Source organism: Siphonobacter sp. (genome assembly GCF_048595215.1).
Classification (GTDB): Bacteria; Bacteroidota; Bacteroidia; order Cytophagales; family Spirosomataceae; genus Siphonobacter.
In genome coordinates, this window is the sequence record NZ_JBMDWJ010000048.1 from 24,780 (window position 1) to 38,712 (window position 13,933).

At 50.2% G+C, this 13,933-nt stretch carries 17 protein-coding genes; 12 read left to right on the forward strand and 5 right to left on the reverse strand.

Going from position 1 to position 13,933, the window contains the following annotated elements; translation table 11 throughout:
- Position 1: 1 nt before the first annotated feature.
- From ACOJTG_RS03200 to ACOJTG_RS03210, 3 genes are all read right to left on the reverse strand, one after another.
- Complete coding sequence (locus ACOJTG_RS03200) at positions 2-1,609, reverse strand: catalase (RefSeq protein ID WP_420152485.1); 1,608 nt, start codon at positions 1,607-1,609, stop codon at positions 2-4.
- Positions 1,610-1,626: 17 nt separating this feature from the next.
- Complete coding sequence (locus ACOJTG_RS03205) at positions 1,627-2,112, reverse strand: ankyrin repeat domain-containing protein (RefSeq protein WP_420152486.1); 486 nt, start codon at positions 2,110-2,112, stop codon at positions 1,627-1,629.
- A gap of 228 nt (positions 2,113-2,340) precedes the next feature.
- Positions 2,341-2,559, reverse strand: coding sequence for a hypothetical protein (locus ACOJTG_RS03210; protein WP_420152487.1), 219 nt, complete (start codon positions 2,557-2,559; stop codon positions 2,341-2,343).
- A 56-nt stretch (positions 2,560-2,615) separates the two neighbouring features.
- On the opposite strand from ACOJTG_RS03210, the gene ACOJTG_RS03215 reads away from it, so the two are divergent.
- The 11 genes from ACOJTG_RS03215 (at position 2,616) to ACOJTG_RS03265 (ending at position 11,164) form a co-directional block, all read left to right on the forward strand.
- On the forward strand, positions 2,616-3,029 hold the full coding sequence (locus ACOJTG_RS03215) for a group III truncated hemoglobin (RefSeq protein ID WP_094816730.1): 414 nt from the start codon (positions 2,616-2,618) through the stop codon (positions 3,027-3,029).
- A gap of 106 nt (positions 3,030-3,135) precedes the next feature.
- A complete protein-coding gene (gene ccoS, locus ACOJTG_RS03220) occupies positions 3,136-3,279 on the forward strand; it encodes a cbb3-type cytochrome oxidase assembly protein CcoS (RefSeq protein ID WP_094816634.1) in 144 nt (47 codons plus the stop codon).
- 25 nt (positions 3,280-3,304) lie between these two features.
- Positions 3,305-5,464, forward strand: a complete 2,160-nt coding sequence (gene ccoN / locus ACOJTG_RS03225) for a cytochrome-c oxidase, cbb3-type subunit I (RefSeq protein WP_420152488.1) — start codon at positions 3,305-3,307, stop codon at positions 5,462-5,464.
- A gap of 126 nt (positions 5,465-5,590) precedes the next feature.
- Positions 5,591-5,749, forward strand: a complete 159-nt coding sequence (locus ACOJTG_RS03230; RefSeq protein ID WP_165796030.1) for a hypothetical protein — start codon at positions 5,591-5,593, stop codon at positions 5,747-5,749.
- A gap of 131 nt (positions 5,750-5,880) precedes the next feature.
- Complete coding sequence (locus tag ACOJTG_RS03235) at positions 5,881-6,672, forward strand: cbb3-type cytochrome c oxidase N-terminal domain-containing protein (RefSeq protein ID WP_420152489.1); 792 nt, start codon at positions 5,881-5,883, stop codon at positions 6,670-6,672.
- A gap of 5 nt (positions 6,673-6,677) precedes the next feature.
- Positions 6,678-8,063: a cytochrome c oxidase accessory protein CcoG gene (gene ccoG, locus ACOJTG_RS03240; protein WP_420152490.1), complete on the forward strand. Its 1,386-nt coding sequence runs from the start codon at positions 6,678-6,680 to the stop codon at positions 8,061-8,063.
- A 75-nt stretch (positions 8,064-8,138) separates the two neighbouring features.
- Entirely contained in the window at positions 8,139-8,564 is a 426-nt protein-coding gene (locus ACOJTG_RS03245; protein WP_420152491.1) for a FixH family protein, read from the forward strand.
- 81 nt (positions 8,565-8,645) lie between these two features.
- The gene (locus ACOJTG_RS03250) at positions 8,646-9,314 is read left to right on the forward strand and encodes a sulfite exporter TauE/SafE family protein (RefSeq protein ID WP_420152492.1); all 669 of its coding nucleotides are present in this window, start codon (positions 8,646-8,648) and stop codon (positions 9,312-9,314) included.
- 289 nt (positions 9,315-9,603) lie between these two features.
- Positions 9,604-10,158 carry an REP-associated tyrosine transposase gene (locus ACOJTG_RS03255; protein WP_420152493.1) on the forward strand — a complete coding sequence of 185 codons (555 nt, stop codon included), beginning with the start codon at positions 9,604-9,606 and terminating at the stop codon, positions 10,156-10,158.
- 140 nt (positions 10,159-10,298) lie between these two features.
- Complete coding sequence (locus ACOJTG_RS03260; protein ID WP_420152494.1) at positions 10,299-10,460, forward strand: hypothetical protein; 162 nt, start codon at positions 10,299-10,301, stop codon at positions 10,458-10,460.
- Positions 10,424-11,164 (forward strand): hypothetical protein, encoded by a 741-nt coding sequence (locus ACOJTG_RS03265; protein WP_420152495.1) that lies wholly within the window; start codon positions 10,424-10,426, stop codon positions 11,162-11,164. The genes ACOJTG_RS03260 and ACOJTG_RS03265 overlap by 37 nt, the downstream gene beginning before the upstream one ends.
- 74 nt (positions 11,165-11,238) lie before the next feature.
- Here ACOJTG_RS03265 and ACOJTG_RS03270 read toward each other — a convergent pair whose 3' ends face one another.
- Both ACOJTG_RS03270 and ACOJTG_RS03275 read right to left on the reverse strand, forming a co-directional pair.
- Complete coding sequence (locus ACOJTG_RS03270) at positions 11,239-11,625, reverse strand: hypothetical protein (protein WP_420152496.1); 387 nt, start codon at positions 11,623-11,625, stop codon at positions 11,239-11,241.
- A gap of 23 nt (positions 11,626-11,648) precedes the next feature.
- On the reverse strand, positions 11,649-13,262 hold the full coding sequence (locus tag ACOJTG_RS03275; RefSeq protein ID WP_420152497.1) for an NFACT RNA binding domain-containing protein: 1,614 nt from the start codon (positions 13,260-13,262) through the stop codon (positions 11,649-11,651).
- Between the two features lie 29 nt (positions 13,263-13,291).
- Here ACOJTG_RS03275 and ACOJTG_RS03280 point away from each other — a divergent pair, with 29 nt between their 5' ends.
- Entirely contained in the window at positions 13,292-13,927 is a 636-nt protein-coding gene (locus tag ACOJTG_RS03280; protein ID WP_420152498.1) for an ABC transporter ATP-binding protein, read from the forward strand.
- Positions 13,928-13,933 lie beyond the last annotated feature (6 nt).

The following is a 13,933-nucleotide window of genomic DNA, read 5'->3' on the forward strand; positions in this document are numbered from 1 at the left end:
CTTAGTACGGTTTCGACTCGTGGCTTTCTTCTTCGGCCTGTTTTACGGCATCTTTGGAAGACGTACTGCCAATCGGACCTTTCTGAATGTTCATGCTAGCGGCGGCTTTGAGGCCATCGGCTACGCGTTGACCGTATTCCGGATCGCACTGGGTGAACAGATCAATCATCCGGTCTTGGATTTCCTTTTTAGCCGGAGCCAGCGTATTGACCAGATTGGTAATCAGATCGTCGCGTTCCCAATCCTCAAACGTCCGGTAGCGTTCACCCGCCTGAGCAAAGTTGTTCTGACGGTCAATTTTCTGACGCACCAGTTTCGCGGCATAATAAGGTTCGTAATCCTTGCCGGCTTTAGGGGCTTCCTGTAGACCATTCATAACCGAAGGTTCATAGTTTACGTGCGGATTGCCACCTTCGGGTACGTCCACGTGATAAGCCATTTGTCCATCCCGCTGATTGGTTGCCACGTGCGTCTTCGGAGCATTGATGGGCAGTTGCAGGTAGTTGCTACCAATGCGGTACCGCTGCGTATCTGAGTACGAGAAGGTACGACCCTGTAACATTTTATCGTCGGAAAAGTCTAGACCGTCTACCAGTACTCCCGTACCGAAAGCCGACTGTTCTACTTCGGCAAAATAATTTTCCGGGTTACGGTTCAGCGTCATTTTACCAACGGGCAACCAGGGGAACTGATCCTGCGGCCAGATTTTAGTATCATCCAGCGGGTCGAAGTCAAGTTCCGGGTGATCATCGTCACTCATGATTTGCACGAGTAATTCCCATTCGGGGTAATGGCCCTCTTCGATGGCATCGAACAAATCCTGGGTTGCGTGATTGAAATTTTTGCCCTGAACTTCCTCCGCTTGCGTTTGCGTCAGGTTTTTAATTCCCTGCAGGGGTTCCCAGTGGTATTTGACGAGTACGGCCTCACCGTCGGCGTTCACCCACTTATAGGTATTCACGCCCGAACCCTGCATTTGCCGGTAATTGGCCGGAATGCCGTAGGGCGAGAACAAAAACGTAATCATGTGCATCGCCTCGGGCGTACCGCTGATGAAATCAAAAATGCGTTCGCCGTCCTGACGGTTGGTTACGGGATCGGGTTTGAAGGCGTGTACCAGGTCGGGAAATTTCATGGCGTCCCGAATAAAGAACACTTTCAGGTTATTGCCGACCAGATCCCAATTCCCGTCTTCGGTATAAAACTTAACGGCAAAACCCCGGGGATCCCGCAGCGTTTCGGGCGAATGCCCCCCGTGAATGACCGAAGAGAATCGGACGAATACGGGAGTCTGTTTTCCCTTTTGCTGAAATAGCTTCGCCCGTGTGTATTTGGAAATGGGCTCGTCGCCTACCGTACCGTACGCCTCGAATACGCCATGGGCTCCGGCTCCGCGAGCGTGCACCACGCGTTCGGGAATGCGTTCGCGATCGAAGTGGGAAATTTTTTCCAGGAAGTGGTAGTTTTCCATCGTGGCTGGACCACGATTACCTACCGTACGAATACTCTGATTGTTGGTGACGGGGTGACCCTGACGAGTCGTTAGCGTTTTGTCAGAATCAGTGCCATGACTCTGGCCATTCTGATTCGTACCGTTTTCATTGCTCATAGGTAACTGCTATTTAGTTATGAATTAGAGGATTTTTGGGCGTGTAAGGCAGCCACCAGGATTTCGTAGCTTTCAGCATTTTCCTGGACCATCGCGTAATCAATGGGATTTTTCCCGAAACGATCTTTCAGTAAGGGATCAGCCCCGTGTTGTAACAGTAATTCGACTAATGGTTTATGATTGAATGTTGCCGCAAATGTCAGAGCTGTAGCTCCGTTCCCATTGGTAGTATCTACTGCCGCTCCAAATTCAAGCAACAATTGGGCTATTTCGGTGTACCCTTTAAAACAAGCTCCCATCAACGGCGTATTGCCCATGGCATCCTGAGCGTCCGGATTCGCCTGAGCTTCGAGTAAGAGCCGGACCGATTCCGGATGGTTGTAATATCCCGCAATAATCAGTGGGGTACTGCCGCGGGCGTCTACCACGTCAGGATGCAGCGTTTCCAGTTCTTGCTCCAGGGCTTCGAGGTTGTTTTGCCGGGCGGCTTCAAAAATGTCCATAGCTTACTCGTCGGGATCGGTTAAATAGAGGGTAGTCTAATCATAAGTTAGATCCTGCCAAGATAGAAATTTGCGAACAAAAATGGCCTTATAATAGGCAAAGCTTTACGCTAGTAGTATTGCCTACGCAAATGACCTTTCATTGCTCTTTTCAAGCTTGCCAGCAGTAAAGAGTAGATCAATAATCGTGCCATTCATAAAACTTGATCAGCTTTGGTTATCAGCTAATTAGTTCGGTTTATAATCTTCGTAAAATTGCTCATCAAAGGTATGACCGCTCGGAACGCCGTATTTTAAAATACGATAGGCCATCCAGCCCACGACCACGGGAGAGAGTAACCAAAGCGTGGCTACTACGGGCGTGGAAAGCCAGCCCATGTTAGCCCCGACGGTATAAACTAGTACGTACAGTGTTGCAAAAAATACTGGGAAACGAACGTTTTTCATGGCTAAGTTGATTTAACAGTGTTGATTTGATGCTCACCTCTTTTAAGCACCCTTCGATGGACTCCCCCACAAAAAAGATATTCCTTGATAGCCCCGAAGCCGTTCGGCATTTGGTGGATTCATTCTACGAGAAAGTACAGCAGGACTCTCTGTTAGCCCCTATTTTCACAGAAGTTGCCCAGGTCGACTGGTCGAAGCATATGCCGAAGATGTACGCGTTCTGGGAAAATTTGCTGCTGGGCAATAACACCTACCACGGCCATCCGTTCCGTCCGCACTTGATTGTCAATCAGAAACATACGCTAACGATTGAGCACTTCGAACGCTGGTTACAACTGTTTACGCAAACACTTTCGGAAAATTTTGAAGGCCCCATGGCCGAGCAGGCCCGCGAGCGGGCGACGCAGATTGCTCTGGTCTGGAACTCCAAATTGGAGTACCTCAACAACGACTCGTACATGGAACGCTAATCCCGGCGATTTCCCTTCCTCCTTCGAAAATCACCCCAAAGGGTGATTTTTGTCATTTCTATCCCTTCCCATTATTTAGACCTTTGGAACTGAAAATCAAAGGTTTATGAATATCATTTTCATTCTCATCGGCATTAGCCTCTTGTTAGCTCTGGGTTTTCTAGGAGCCTTCTTCTGGGCGATGAAGTCCGGACAAAATGATGACATGTATACGCCGGGCATGCGAGTGCTGCTCGACGACGAGAAATGAATTCCCCTAACATCCCTTATCACCCATGATTTCCCACGCTGCTTCCCCTGCCCCTCCGACGACGCTCGAACGCTTTGCGTACGACAACCGGGTGGTTAAGGCCTTTTCGATTGCGACTATTGTGTGGGGATTGATCGGTATGCTGGTGGGCGTAATTGCCGCCACGCAGCTGTTTCATCCCGGCATGAACCTGGACAATCAGTACACCACTTTCGGCCGCATCCGGCCCCTGCACACGAATGCCGTCATCTTTGCTTTTGTGGGTAATGCCATTTTTATGGGCGTTTACTACTCGCTTCAGCGGCTGCTCAAGGCTCGTATGTTTTCCGATACGCTGAGCTGGATTCACTTCTGGGGCTGGCAACTCATCATCGTTTCGGCCGTACTGACGTTGCCGCTGGGCTTCACGACTTCCAAGGAATACGCCGAGCTGGAATGGCCTATCGATATTGCCATTACCGTCATTTGGGTGGTATTCGGTATCAACATGTTTGGTACGATCATCAAACGCCGCGAACGTCACCTCTACGTGGGGATCTGGTTCTATATCGCCACGTTCGTTACGGTAGCCGTTCTGCACATTATCAACTCGTTTGAAATGCCCGTTAGCTTCCTCAAAAGCTACTCCATGTACGCGGGGGTTCAGGATGCACTGGTACAATGGTGGTACGGACACAACGCCGTAGCATTCTTCCTAACGACGCCGTATCTGGGCATGATGTACTACTTTCTGCCGAAGATGGCGAATCGTCCGGTTTACAGTTATAAGCTTTCTATTCTTCACTTCTGGTCGCTGATTTTCATCTATATCTGGGCTGGTCCGCACCACTTGCTATATACGAGTTTGCCCGACTGGGCTCAGTCGCTGGGTACGGCGTTCTCCATTATGCTAATTGCTCCGTCCTGGGGTGGGATGATCAACGGTCTGCTTACTCTACGTGGAGCCTGGGATCAGGTTCGGGAAGATGCCCGTCTGAAATTCATGGTGGTCGGCATTACGGCCTACGGGATGGCCACCTTCGAAGGTCCACTGCTTTCGCTCAAAAACGTAAACGCGATTGGTCACTTCACCGACTGGATCGTTGCTCACGTACACGTGGGAGCTCTGGGCTGGAACGGCTTCCTAACCTTTGCCATTCTGTACTACATTGTTCCTAAACTTTGGAAAACGGAATTGTACTCGAAACGAATGGTGAATATTCACTTCTGGCTGGGTACGCTTGGCATCCTGTTCTACGCCGTACCGATGTATATCTCCGGCTTTACGCAGGGTATGATGTGGAAGGAATTTACGCCCGAAGGCACGCTGAAATATCCCGCTTTCCTCGAAACTACGCTTCAACTGTTGCCTATGCACATGATGCGGGCCGCGGGTGGTGTGATTTACCTGGGCGGTGCCATCCTGATGGCGTTTAACCTCTTCAAAACGATGGCGAAGGGTAGCTTCCAGGCCAACGAAGCAGCCGAAGCTCCGGCTCTTACGCCTGAATACGTAGCCACGGGTGGTGATACCTACTGGCACCGTGTTCTCGAACGTCGCCCCATGCAATTGCTGGCTGGCTCACTGATCGTGATTCTGATTGGTACCGTGCTGGAAATCATTCCAACGTTTACGGTTGAATCGAACGTAGAAACCATTGCCGCGGTACAACCTTATACGCCGCTGGAATTGCAGGGCCGGGATTTATACATCCGTGAAGGCTGTAATAACTGTCACAGTCAGATGGTACGGCCCTTCCGCTCGGAAACGGAGCGATACGGTGAATATTCGAAAGCCGGTGAGTTCGTATATGACCACCCGTTCTTATGGGGATCGAAGCGTACGGGTCCGGATTTACACCGCGAAGGATTCAAGTACCCCGACTCCTGGCACTACCACCACATGAATGACCCGACGACGATGTCACCCGGTTCTATCATGCCCCCGTATCCCTGGTTACTCACGCAGAAGCTGGATAACAGTCAGTTGGAAGCGAAGCTGAAAACGATGCAATCCCTGGGCGTTCCCTACGACGATTACGCCATCAGCGATGCTCAGGCGAATGCCCAGCAACAGGCCGAGGCCATTACTACCCGCCTGAAAGCCGAGGGAATCAAGATTCAGTCCGACAAAGAAATTATCGCCCTGATCGCGTACCTGCAACGACTCGGTACGGACATCAAAAACGCTCAGGCGGCTAAATAGACATTGGTTGGAGGTTGTTTGTTGCTGGTTCATAGTTCAACACTTCATCAACAAACCGTTACCAGGGACCGCCATCCCTACCAACAACGAACAACCACTAACTAAAAACTAACAATCAAACTAACCATGTTTCGCAACCTTGTTACTCAACTTCAGGGAGCCGATTTCTACATGATTTCCTCGCTTCTGATTTTCGTTGCCTTCTTTGTTACGGTGAGTTTGTTCGCGTTACTGACGGATAAAAATCACCTTCAGGAAATGAGCAAAATGCCTTTGGAGAAATAAGCTTCTCAGTTTACAGTTGTCGGTTTACTGTTTTCAGTTTCGTAAACCCAGGGCTGGTTTCATAGTACCCGTTTGGACAAAGTCACCCCTGAAAACGGTAAACTGTAAACTGCCTTTTAATCCCTACTTTCATGAACTTTGAGATAAAAACCGGCGAGGATCTTTTCCTGATTGTGGTTCTCTGCTGCCTGATCTTAGGAGCGTTGGCTCTGATGGTCACGACGCTTCATTTGTATTTGACGGTCAAACAGGCTTTCCCTGATCCGTCTAAAAAAGAAGTCGACGAGCAATATCAATACAGCAGTCTCTGGCACCGGATCATGGGCCTTCGTCCTACAACCATGAATGACCAGTTGATGCTCGAACACGCTCCCGACGGCATTCATGAATTGGATAACCCAACGCCGGGTTGGTTTATGGCTTTGTTCTACGGTACCATCGTTTGTGCCATTGGTTACATGGTCTACTACCACGTGCTTGGCCCCGGTGATGTGATGAATCAGGAGTATACCACCGAGATGGCCGTCGCCGAGAAAGCCCACGAAGAATACCTGAAAAAATTTGCCAATTCGGTCAACGAGTCCAACGTGACGATCCTACGCGATGAAAAAGCACTCGAAGCGGGTAAGAAAATCTTCGATCAGAATTGTACGGCCTGTCACGGAGCGGCGGGAGAAGGAAAGGTAGGTCCGAACCTGACGGATAACTACTGGTTGCACGGCGGTACGATCAACGCCGTATTCAAAACCATTGCCGAAGGTGTTCCCGACAAGGGTATGCTTTCCTGGAAAAAACAGTTGAACCCCATTCAGATTCAGCAGGTATCCAGCTATATTTTTTCCTTACAGGGTACTAAACCGGCTGGAGCTAAAGAGCCGCAGGGAGAGGAAGTAAAGACGGCTCCTGATGTTGCCAAACGCTAACGTTTATGTTTACAATAGAAGAAGATAGGGAATTCCTTGCCCACGGGGCGGTCTCGGGTCAGCGAAAGTATCCCCGCTGGCCCGAAGGCGGCCGCCTGTTGCGGTGGCGGGAAGTCGTAGCGGGCATCCTGCTGCTGATTCTTTTTGGCCTTCCCTGGCTGGAAATTGAGGGGCATCCGCTGTTCCTGTTCAACGTACTCGAACGTCAATTTATCTTCTTTGGCGTACCTTTCTGGCCGCAGGATTTTCACCTGGTAGCCCTGGGCCTACTGGCCTTCATCGTTTTCATCATCGTATTTACGGTAGCCTTCGGACGGCTCTGGTGCGGCTGGGCCTGTCCGCAAACGATCTTTATGGAAATGGTTTTCCGGCGAATCGAACAGTGGATTGAAGGCGACTTTAAAGCTCAGCAACGCTTAACGGCCGCTCCCTGGACCGCCGAAAAAATCCGAAAACGCGTACTGAAACACGGCCTGTTTTTCCTCATCGCTTTTGCCATTTCGAATACCTTTCTGGCGTACATTATTGGCAAAGACGAATTGATCCAGATTCAGACCGATAACCCCGCCAACCATTTAGGGGGATTGGCGGCTCTGCTGATCTTTACGCTGATTTTCTATTTCGTGTTTGCCCGGCTACGGGAAATTGTCTGCGTGGTCATCTGTCCCTACGGACGTTTACAGGGCGTTTTACTCGATAAAAAATCCATCGTCGTTGCCTATGATTACGTACGGGGCGAACCCCGCGGAAAACTGCGGAAGCAGTCTACCGAAGTCAAAGGCGATTGCGTGGATTGCTCCCTCTGCGTACAGGTTTGTCCAACGGGCATCGACATTCGCAAGGGTACGCAACTGGAGTGCATCAACTGTACCGCCTGTATTGATGCCTGCGACGGCGTGATGGATAAAATCAACAAGCCTCACGGACTCATTCGATACGCTTCGCAGGAAGGCATCGAGCAGGGAAAGAAATTCCAGTTTACGGGCCGGCTCAAAGCCTATTCGCTGGTTTTGATTCTTTTACTGGGCGGCCTGGGCTATCTGCTCCTGACCCGTAAAGCCATCGAAACGACGGTACTGCGTGCTTCAGGACTTACCTTTCAGCAGCAGGCCGACGGTCAGATTTCCAATCTGTATACGGTGGAAGTACTCAACAAAACGTTCAAGCCGGTTGCGTTGGAATTTAAAGTCAAAAATCCGGGCTTCTCGTTACAGTACGTAGGTCAGCCGCTACAAACGGCACAACCGGGTACATTTACCAAAAGCTCCTTCTTTTTGCTAACGCCCGCAAAAGGCATTCAGGAAAATAAAACACCGCTGACGATTGAAGTACGGGCGAACGGTCAGCTGATGCAGGAAGTAAAAACGAATTTCATGGGTCCGGTTTTGTAGTTTTTCGGAAAGAACACCCACTTCCTGAAAACAAAAAACCACTAACCGCAGCGGCGTACCGCTGAACATTAAGCTATGAACTGGGGCAAATCCATTATTCTGGCCTTTATTCTCTTCGGTAGTTTCATTGGTTTCTTAGTATACCGAATGATGCGTACGCAGGTAGATCTGGTACGACCTGACTACTACCAAACCGAAATGGCCTACCAACAGCAAATTGACCGCGTGGCCCATAGTAAGGCCGCCAAAGAGCTGGTTACCATGCAGTACCGTCCGCAAAAGCAGCAGGTGCAATTTTCCGTTCCGAATGCGGTACAGGAAGGTACGATTCAGTTCTTCCGCCCTTCTGATGCCAAGCTGGACTTCACTGTCGCCGTGCGACCCGGTGTCGCTGCCCAGACCATTTCCACCGAAACCATGAAAACGGGTTACTGGCGGGTAAAAGTCACCTGGTCAGACGGCAAGCAGGAGTACTACACCGAAGAAGAAATCATTATTTGAGATAATAGATGATACCGTTTAGAGGATAGCTGAAAACGTCTTTAGTCGGTCCTCTATCATCTCTATTCTTTACCCATTCCCATGGTTCTCGCCTTTCTCACCGGACTTCTTTCCAGCATTCACTGCGTCGGCATGTGTGGCCCAATTGCTCTGGCCTTGCCCGTGGGTGGTTTGTCGGAAGGACGGATGCTACTGGCTCGACTGAGTTACAACCTGGCACGAACGCTGAGTTACGGCCTGTTGGGTTTGCTGGTGGGATTTGTCGGCGAACGCGTATCGATTCTCGGCTGGCAACAATATCTTTCGCTACTGGCGGGAGTACTCATGGCAGGCTTCGTCGTAGCCGATCGATGGATTGGTTTTAGTCCGTTCGTTCGACTGAAATCAACCTTTAGTAAGCTACTACAGCGGAAAACCTGGATGGCGTATGTGGGTGTGGGTTTGATCAACGGCTGGTTACCCTGTGGGATGGTTTACGTAGCCTTAGCCGGAGCCCTGGCAACCGCTACTCCTGCTCAGGGTATGCTCTGGATGCTGGCGTATGGGGCAGGTACCATTCCGGCGATGCTGGCCGTGGGCTGGGTTTGGCAGTGGGTGAGCTTACCCGTACGCCGAACGCTGAATCGCTGGGTTCCTGTACTCACCCTGGCGATTGCGTTGCTGTTTGTCTGGCGGGGATTGGGTTTAGGCTTACCCTATAGTCCGGGTTTGCCTTCGGCGGCGGCCACTGTTCCAGTTTGTCATGAATAGGTAGGCACAGCCTACTAATTTGAACATCCGTAGCGGATGCTACGGATAACGGGGTTTGGTTACTTGGCGGGAATGTTCATATTAGCTTGGCTGTGGGTTATAGATTTTTGCCAGGTAGCTGTTTGCGAAACATTTCTCTATCTCTTAGTCAAACCTTCCCCTAACACAACTCTTCCCAAGCAGCGAGTTGTTCGTAGCATCCGCTACGAACCTTCAAGTTTGTAGGCTGTGCCTACCGCACTGATTCAACGGTACGAACGAAATAAATTACCCGCGGTTTCTTTACCGAATGATCTTCAAGCCTTATCAATTCAGCAATCCTCGGGGCATTTATTTTATCAGTTTCGCAACGGTTTACTGGATCGATGTATTCACGCGAATTCATTACCGAACCATCTTTCTGGATAGCCTATCGTTTTGCCAGCAACACAAGGGCTTACGCCTTCATGCCTGGTGCCTCATGAGTAATCACGTGCACCTCATCATTAGTACAGAAGAGGGTTTTAACCTTTCCCATACACTCCGGGATTTGAAGCGGCATACGGCTACTACGCTCATAGAAGCGATTAAAGAAGATCCGGAAAGTCGGAAAGAGTGGATGCTCTGGATGTTCCAGCGAGCGGCTCATCACAACAAACGCAATGACGATTACCAGTTCTGGCAACAGGATAACCATGCGGAAGAACTGATCACGCCTCGCTTCACCCAACAAAAATTAAATTACCTGCATCAGAATCCGGTAGTGGCCGGGTGGGTCGATGCCCCTGAACATTTTCTGTACAGCAGTGCCCGGGATTATACCGGATTTGGAAAAGGATTACTGGACATTCTATTTCTTTTCTGATCACTTCGCTAAATGAGCATAGGCCACCCTGAAGGCTCACGATTAAGCAGAGCAGAACCGTTCTTTCAGTAACCCCTTCAAACTATTGAAAACAGCTGATAACTTTGGCATGATTCTCCCACTTATTCGCTCTCATTGCCATGCCCGACTCCGTATCCAGCCGTCCGTTACCAGCCATGACGTATTCTACGGCTATCCTCATTGAAAAGCTACGCAAGCTCGATCAGCTTTTACTGGAATTGCTGGAATCACTCACCCCTCAGGAATGGCAAGCCCAGACTGTAGCCAACGCTGGAAAGTAAAAGACGTAGCTGCTCACTTACTGGATGGTAACATTCGGATCCTGTCTTCGCTGCGGGATGAGTATCCGGGTGAAAGTCCCGCTATTCGCTCCTACCAGGATTTGCTGGATTTTCTCAATGGACTCAATGCCGATTGGGTAAAGGCCATGAAACGGGTTAGTCCGCAGGTACTGATCCTGCTCCACCGCATTACGGGACCGATGTACTGCGACTATTACGCCTCCCTCGATCCGCAGGCAAAAGCCACCTTTTCCGTAGCCTGGGCCGGTGAAGAAGAAAGTCAGAACTGGATGCACATTGCCCGGGAATACACCGAAAAATGGCTGCATCAACAGCAGATACGAGCTGCCGTACATAAACCGGCTTTACTCACGCCGGAGTTTTTTCACCCCTTCATCGACATCTTTATGTATGGTCTGCCCCATACGTACCGAAACGTACAAGCATCCGAAGGAACAACCCTGAAAGTTACCATCACGACCGAGGCAGGAGGCAGTTGGTATCTGATTCGTCGAACGGATTTCTGGCAACTGGAACGCAGCCCGCAAAATTCTTATGATACCGAAGTGACGCTAACCCCGGAAGTAGCCTGGCCCCTTTTTTCCAAAAGTATACGTCCGCATGAACTCAGTAGTGGCGTGACTATTACGGGCGATGCGACTTTGGGGAAGGTGGCTCTGGAAATGGTTTCGGTGATGGCGTAAAGGAACACTAGATTGAAAGCCGCCTCCTGTCCATTTTGTCGCCAACACAGACCTACTTTAGTCTTGAAATAGCATCACTCCTTTGTAAACGAAACCTCCCCCATCCCATCTTTTTCATACTTTGCCAGGGGTTGAAACGTATCATCAAAAGGCTTCTCACCGGGTTGTAATTCGTTAGGTGCCGCACTTCCCGTTTTGAAGAAATAAACCGTCGTCGTACCGTATTTGGTATGCGGCATAAAATCGCCGTATTGCTTCATTTCGTTCCACAACGTATCGTCTACCGTTACGGCATACATACGTTTGATCGGACCCGTGTTATTTTCATTCCGGTACAACGCGACTTCTTTGAAATTTCCCTTCAAATCCTGTACGCCGGGTTGCGAGGTGGCGTTATACACCATGTAAGCCATCAGGACAAGAATGGCTCCTATAAACAGATATTTTACTTGCTTACTCATCTGATTTTCAATTAGTCAATTCCTTACGCTTTCGGCTCAACCATCACCACTTCTTCTTTTTCAACAATCACCTGACCCTCCTGTAAATCGCGGGTTTTTCGGACGAATTTCTTCGGCGTTACAATCACCGGACACAGCGTATCATTGCGTCGTTTCGAATAGTAAGCGGCCAGTTGAGCCGCCCGTTCAATCACCGGATTTGGGAAGCGTTTACCCGCCTGATGCCGGATGATAACGTGCGAACCCGTTACATCACGGGCATGCAGCCAGAGGTCTTCCTTGCGGGTATACCGTTGCGTCAGCAGGTCGTTGTTCTTGGCATTTCTGCCCACGAAAATCTCGAAACCCTGGTATTCGTAGCGTTTAAAGAGCGTCGCCGCTGATACATCGGGCTTTTCAATTTTGTCGAGTCCACTCGTTTTCAGGTATTTCCGCAGCTCCTTCAGCGTTTCGATGGATTCTACTTTCGCGATCTGAGCGTCGTATTCGGCCATTTCCCGCTCCCGTACCTCCAGGGCTTCCATGAGGTGTTCAACTTCGATTTTCTCGTTTTTCGACTTTCGGTAATACGATTCCGCGTTTTTCTGCGGCGACAAATCAGGCTTGAGTCGAATCGTTACGGGCTGATCCCGGTAGAAATCGTGCAGCTCCACGGACTCGGCCCGCTCGGGAATCTGGTGCAGATTCGCCATCAGAATGTGGCCGACTTCTTCGTGCTTGATGGCCTTTTCCATCTCGTCGAGCTTTTCGTAGACCGAGTCTACGTACTGCTGCGTTTTCTGCTTCCGCTTCTGTAAGGCCCGAACAATCAGCCCCTTTTCCCGGTCAAATACGTTGATTCGCGAATAAGCGTAGTAAAAGCCATTGGCCGCCTCAATCGGATCGGTAAAGGATTTCTCGGCGTCGTCGGGCAGCAGCGTCAATACGGGCTGGTACTCCACCGTTTTGATGTAATACGTCGGATTTTCCAGATAGCCGCGTACCTGTTCCACCAACGCCCATTTTTCGTCAATCGTTTTCGAACGGTATGCCTGCCGATCCAGCCAAGCGGTGACGTCCTTCCCAAATGTGGGAAAGAGCTTTCGCCAGTCGCCATTGGCCCGATCAAAGGCTTCTCGGCTCTGATCCAGCGGTCGATCCAGGGTGGTGATGTCCAGCTTTTCGTCCGTTACGAGCTTGTTGTGGAAGAGATCCACGACCGACGCTCCCTGCACCAGTACCAGGTTGGAACGATTACCAAAGAGCTTGAATACTAAATGAAAATCATCCGCAAAATCGATAGAAAAGGCCCGTTCGTTCAGGTATTGCCGAACGCCCAGAATGGGTTTATCCAGTAACTCGGAGAATAAATCAACCGTATTTTTTCCCGCCCGTCGAAAGTCTTCGGGAAAGTTTAAGGCCACAAAATCAGGCCGTATGGTGGCTCGTATGTAAAAATCCCTTCGCTTTCGCCACTGCTTCTCTGCCGGACAAAACCCCAGTACCAATTCATCTTTTTCCTGCGAAAAACACTCCGCCAGAACCAGGCCTTCGAGCTGGGCTTCGATCTCCCGGGAGAGCTGACGAAGAAAGTAGTAATTGCTTTGCATACCCCAAAAGTACGAACGGCCCGCCCGGAATACTGAAAGGTTTGGCAAGGGATTCGCAAAAGCTTTCTTTTGCAGGTATGCTACAGGTCAAAAATTATCGGAAAGCGTACCACGGAAGGACGATTCTGCAAGTCCCCGACTGGCAGTTATCGCCGGGTATCCACTGGATTCGGGGTTCGAACGGCTCCGGGAAAAGTACGTTTTTCCGGTCCATTGCGGGCATGCTTCCCTGCGAAGGTGAAATCTGGCTGAACAATCAGTATGAAGTCAGTCGGCACACGGTCCCGTATCGCATGCGGGTGAATTACGCCGAAGCGGAGCCGCTGTACCCGGAATATCTGTCGGCCTTTGATCTGATTTCTTTCGTGGGAAAAGCCAAGCAGTCGCCCGCCGGGCAGGTGGATTCGTTGATTGATACGCTGGAAATCCGGGAGTTCTGGAAACAGCCCGTTGGTACCTATTCCTCGGGCATGCTCAAGAAAACGTCGCTGGTGCTGGGCTTTCTGGGGCAACCCGAACTCATCATGCTGGATGAGCCCCTCATTACCATCGACGACCGGGCCGTGGCCAACGTCTGTAGCCTCATTGCGACGTATCATCAGCGGGGTGTAAGTTTTCTGCTGTCTTCGCACCAGGATTTTCGCCTGACCGAATTAGCTCTGGATTCTTCGTATCTGATCCAGAACCATACGCTAGTGGAAACGCCTGCCTAATCTTAC

Coding starts and splice junctions, on each gene's coding strand:
- ccoN (WP_420152488.1), top strand. CDS start 3,305: ATGATTTCCCACGCTGCTTCCCCTGCCCCTCCGACGACGCTCGAACGC.
- ACOJTG_RS03250 (WP_420152492.1), top strand. CDS start 8,646: ATGGTTCTCGCCTTTCTCACCGGACTTCTTTCCAGCATTCACTGCGTC.
- ACOJTG_RS03255 (WP_420152493.1), top strand. CDS start 9,604: ATGATCTTCAAGCCTTATCAATTCAGCAATCCTCGGGGCATTTATTTT.
- ACOJTG_RS03200 (WP_420152485.1), bottom strand. CDS start 1,609: ATGAGCAATGAAAACGGTACGAATCAGAATGGCCAGAGTCATGGCACT.
- ACOJTG_RS03235 (WP_420152489.1), top strand. CDS start 5,881: ATGAACTTTGAGATAAAAACCGGCGAGGATCTTTTCCTGATTGTGGTT.
- ACOJTG_RS03260 (WP_420152494.1), top strand. CDS start 10,299: ATGCCCGACTCCGTATCCAGCCGTCCGTTACCAGCCATGACGTATTCT.
- ccoG (WP_420152490.1), top strand. CDS start 6,678: ATGTTTACAATAGAAGAAGATAGGGAATTCCTTGCCCACGGGGCGGTC.
- ACOJTG_RS03210 (WP_420152487.1), bottom strand. CDS start 2,559: ATGAAAAACGTTCGTTTCCCAGTATTTTTTGCAACACTGTACGTACTA.
- ACOJTG_RS03265 (WP_420152495.1), top strand. CDS start 10,424: ATGGCAAGCCCAGACTGTAGCCAACGCTGGAAAGTAAAAGACGTAGCT.
- ccoS (WP_094816634.1), top strand. CDS start 3,136: ATGAATATCATTTTCATTCTCATCGGCATTAGCCTCTTGTTAGCTCTG.
- ACOJTG_RS03270 (WP_420152496.1), bottom strand. CDS start 11,625: ATGAGTAAGCAAGTAAAATATCTGTTTATAGGAGCCATTCTTGTCCTG.
- ACOJTG_RS03230 (WP_165796030.1), top strand. CDS start 5,591: ATGTTTCGCAACCTTGTTACTCAACTTCAGGGAGCCGATTTCTACATG.
- ACOJTG_RS03215 (WP_094816730.1), top strand. CDS start 2,616: ATGGACTCCCCCACAAAAAAGATATTCCTTGATAGCCCCGAAGCCGTT.
- ACOJTG_RS03280 (WP_420152498.1), top strand. CDS start 13,292: ATGCTACAGGTCAAAAATTATCGGAAAGCGTACCACGGAAGGACGATT.
- ACOJTG_RS03245 (WP_420152491.1), top strand. CDS start 8,139: ATGAACTGGGGCAAATCCATTATTCTGGCCTTTATTCTCTTCGGTAGT.
- ACOJTG_RS03205 (WP_420152486.1), bottom strand. CDS start 2,112: ATGGACATTTTTGAAGCCGCCCGGCAAAACAACCTCGAAGCCCTGGAG.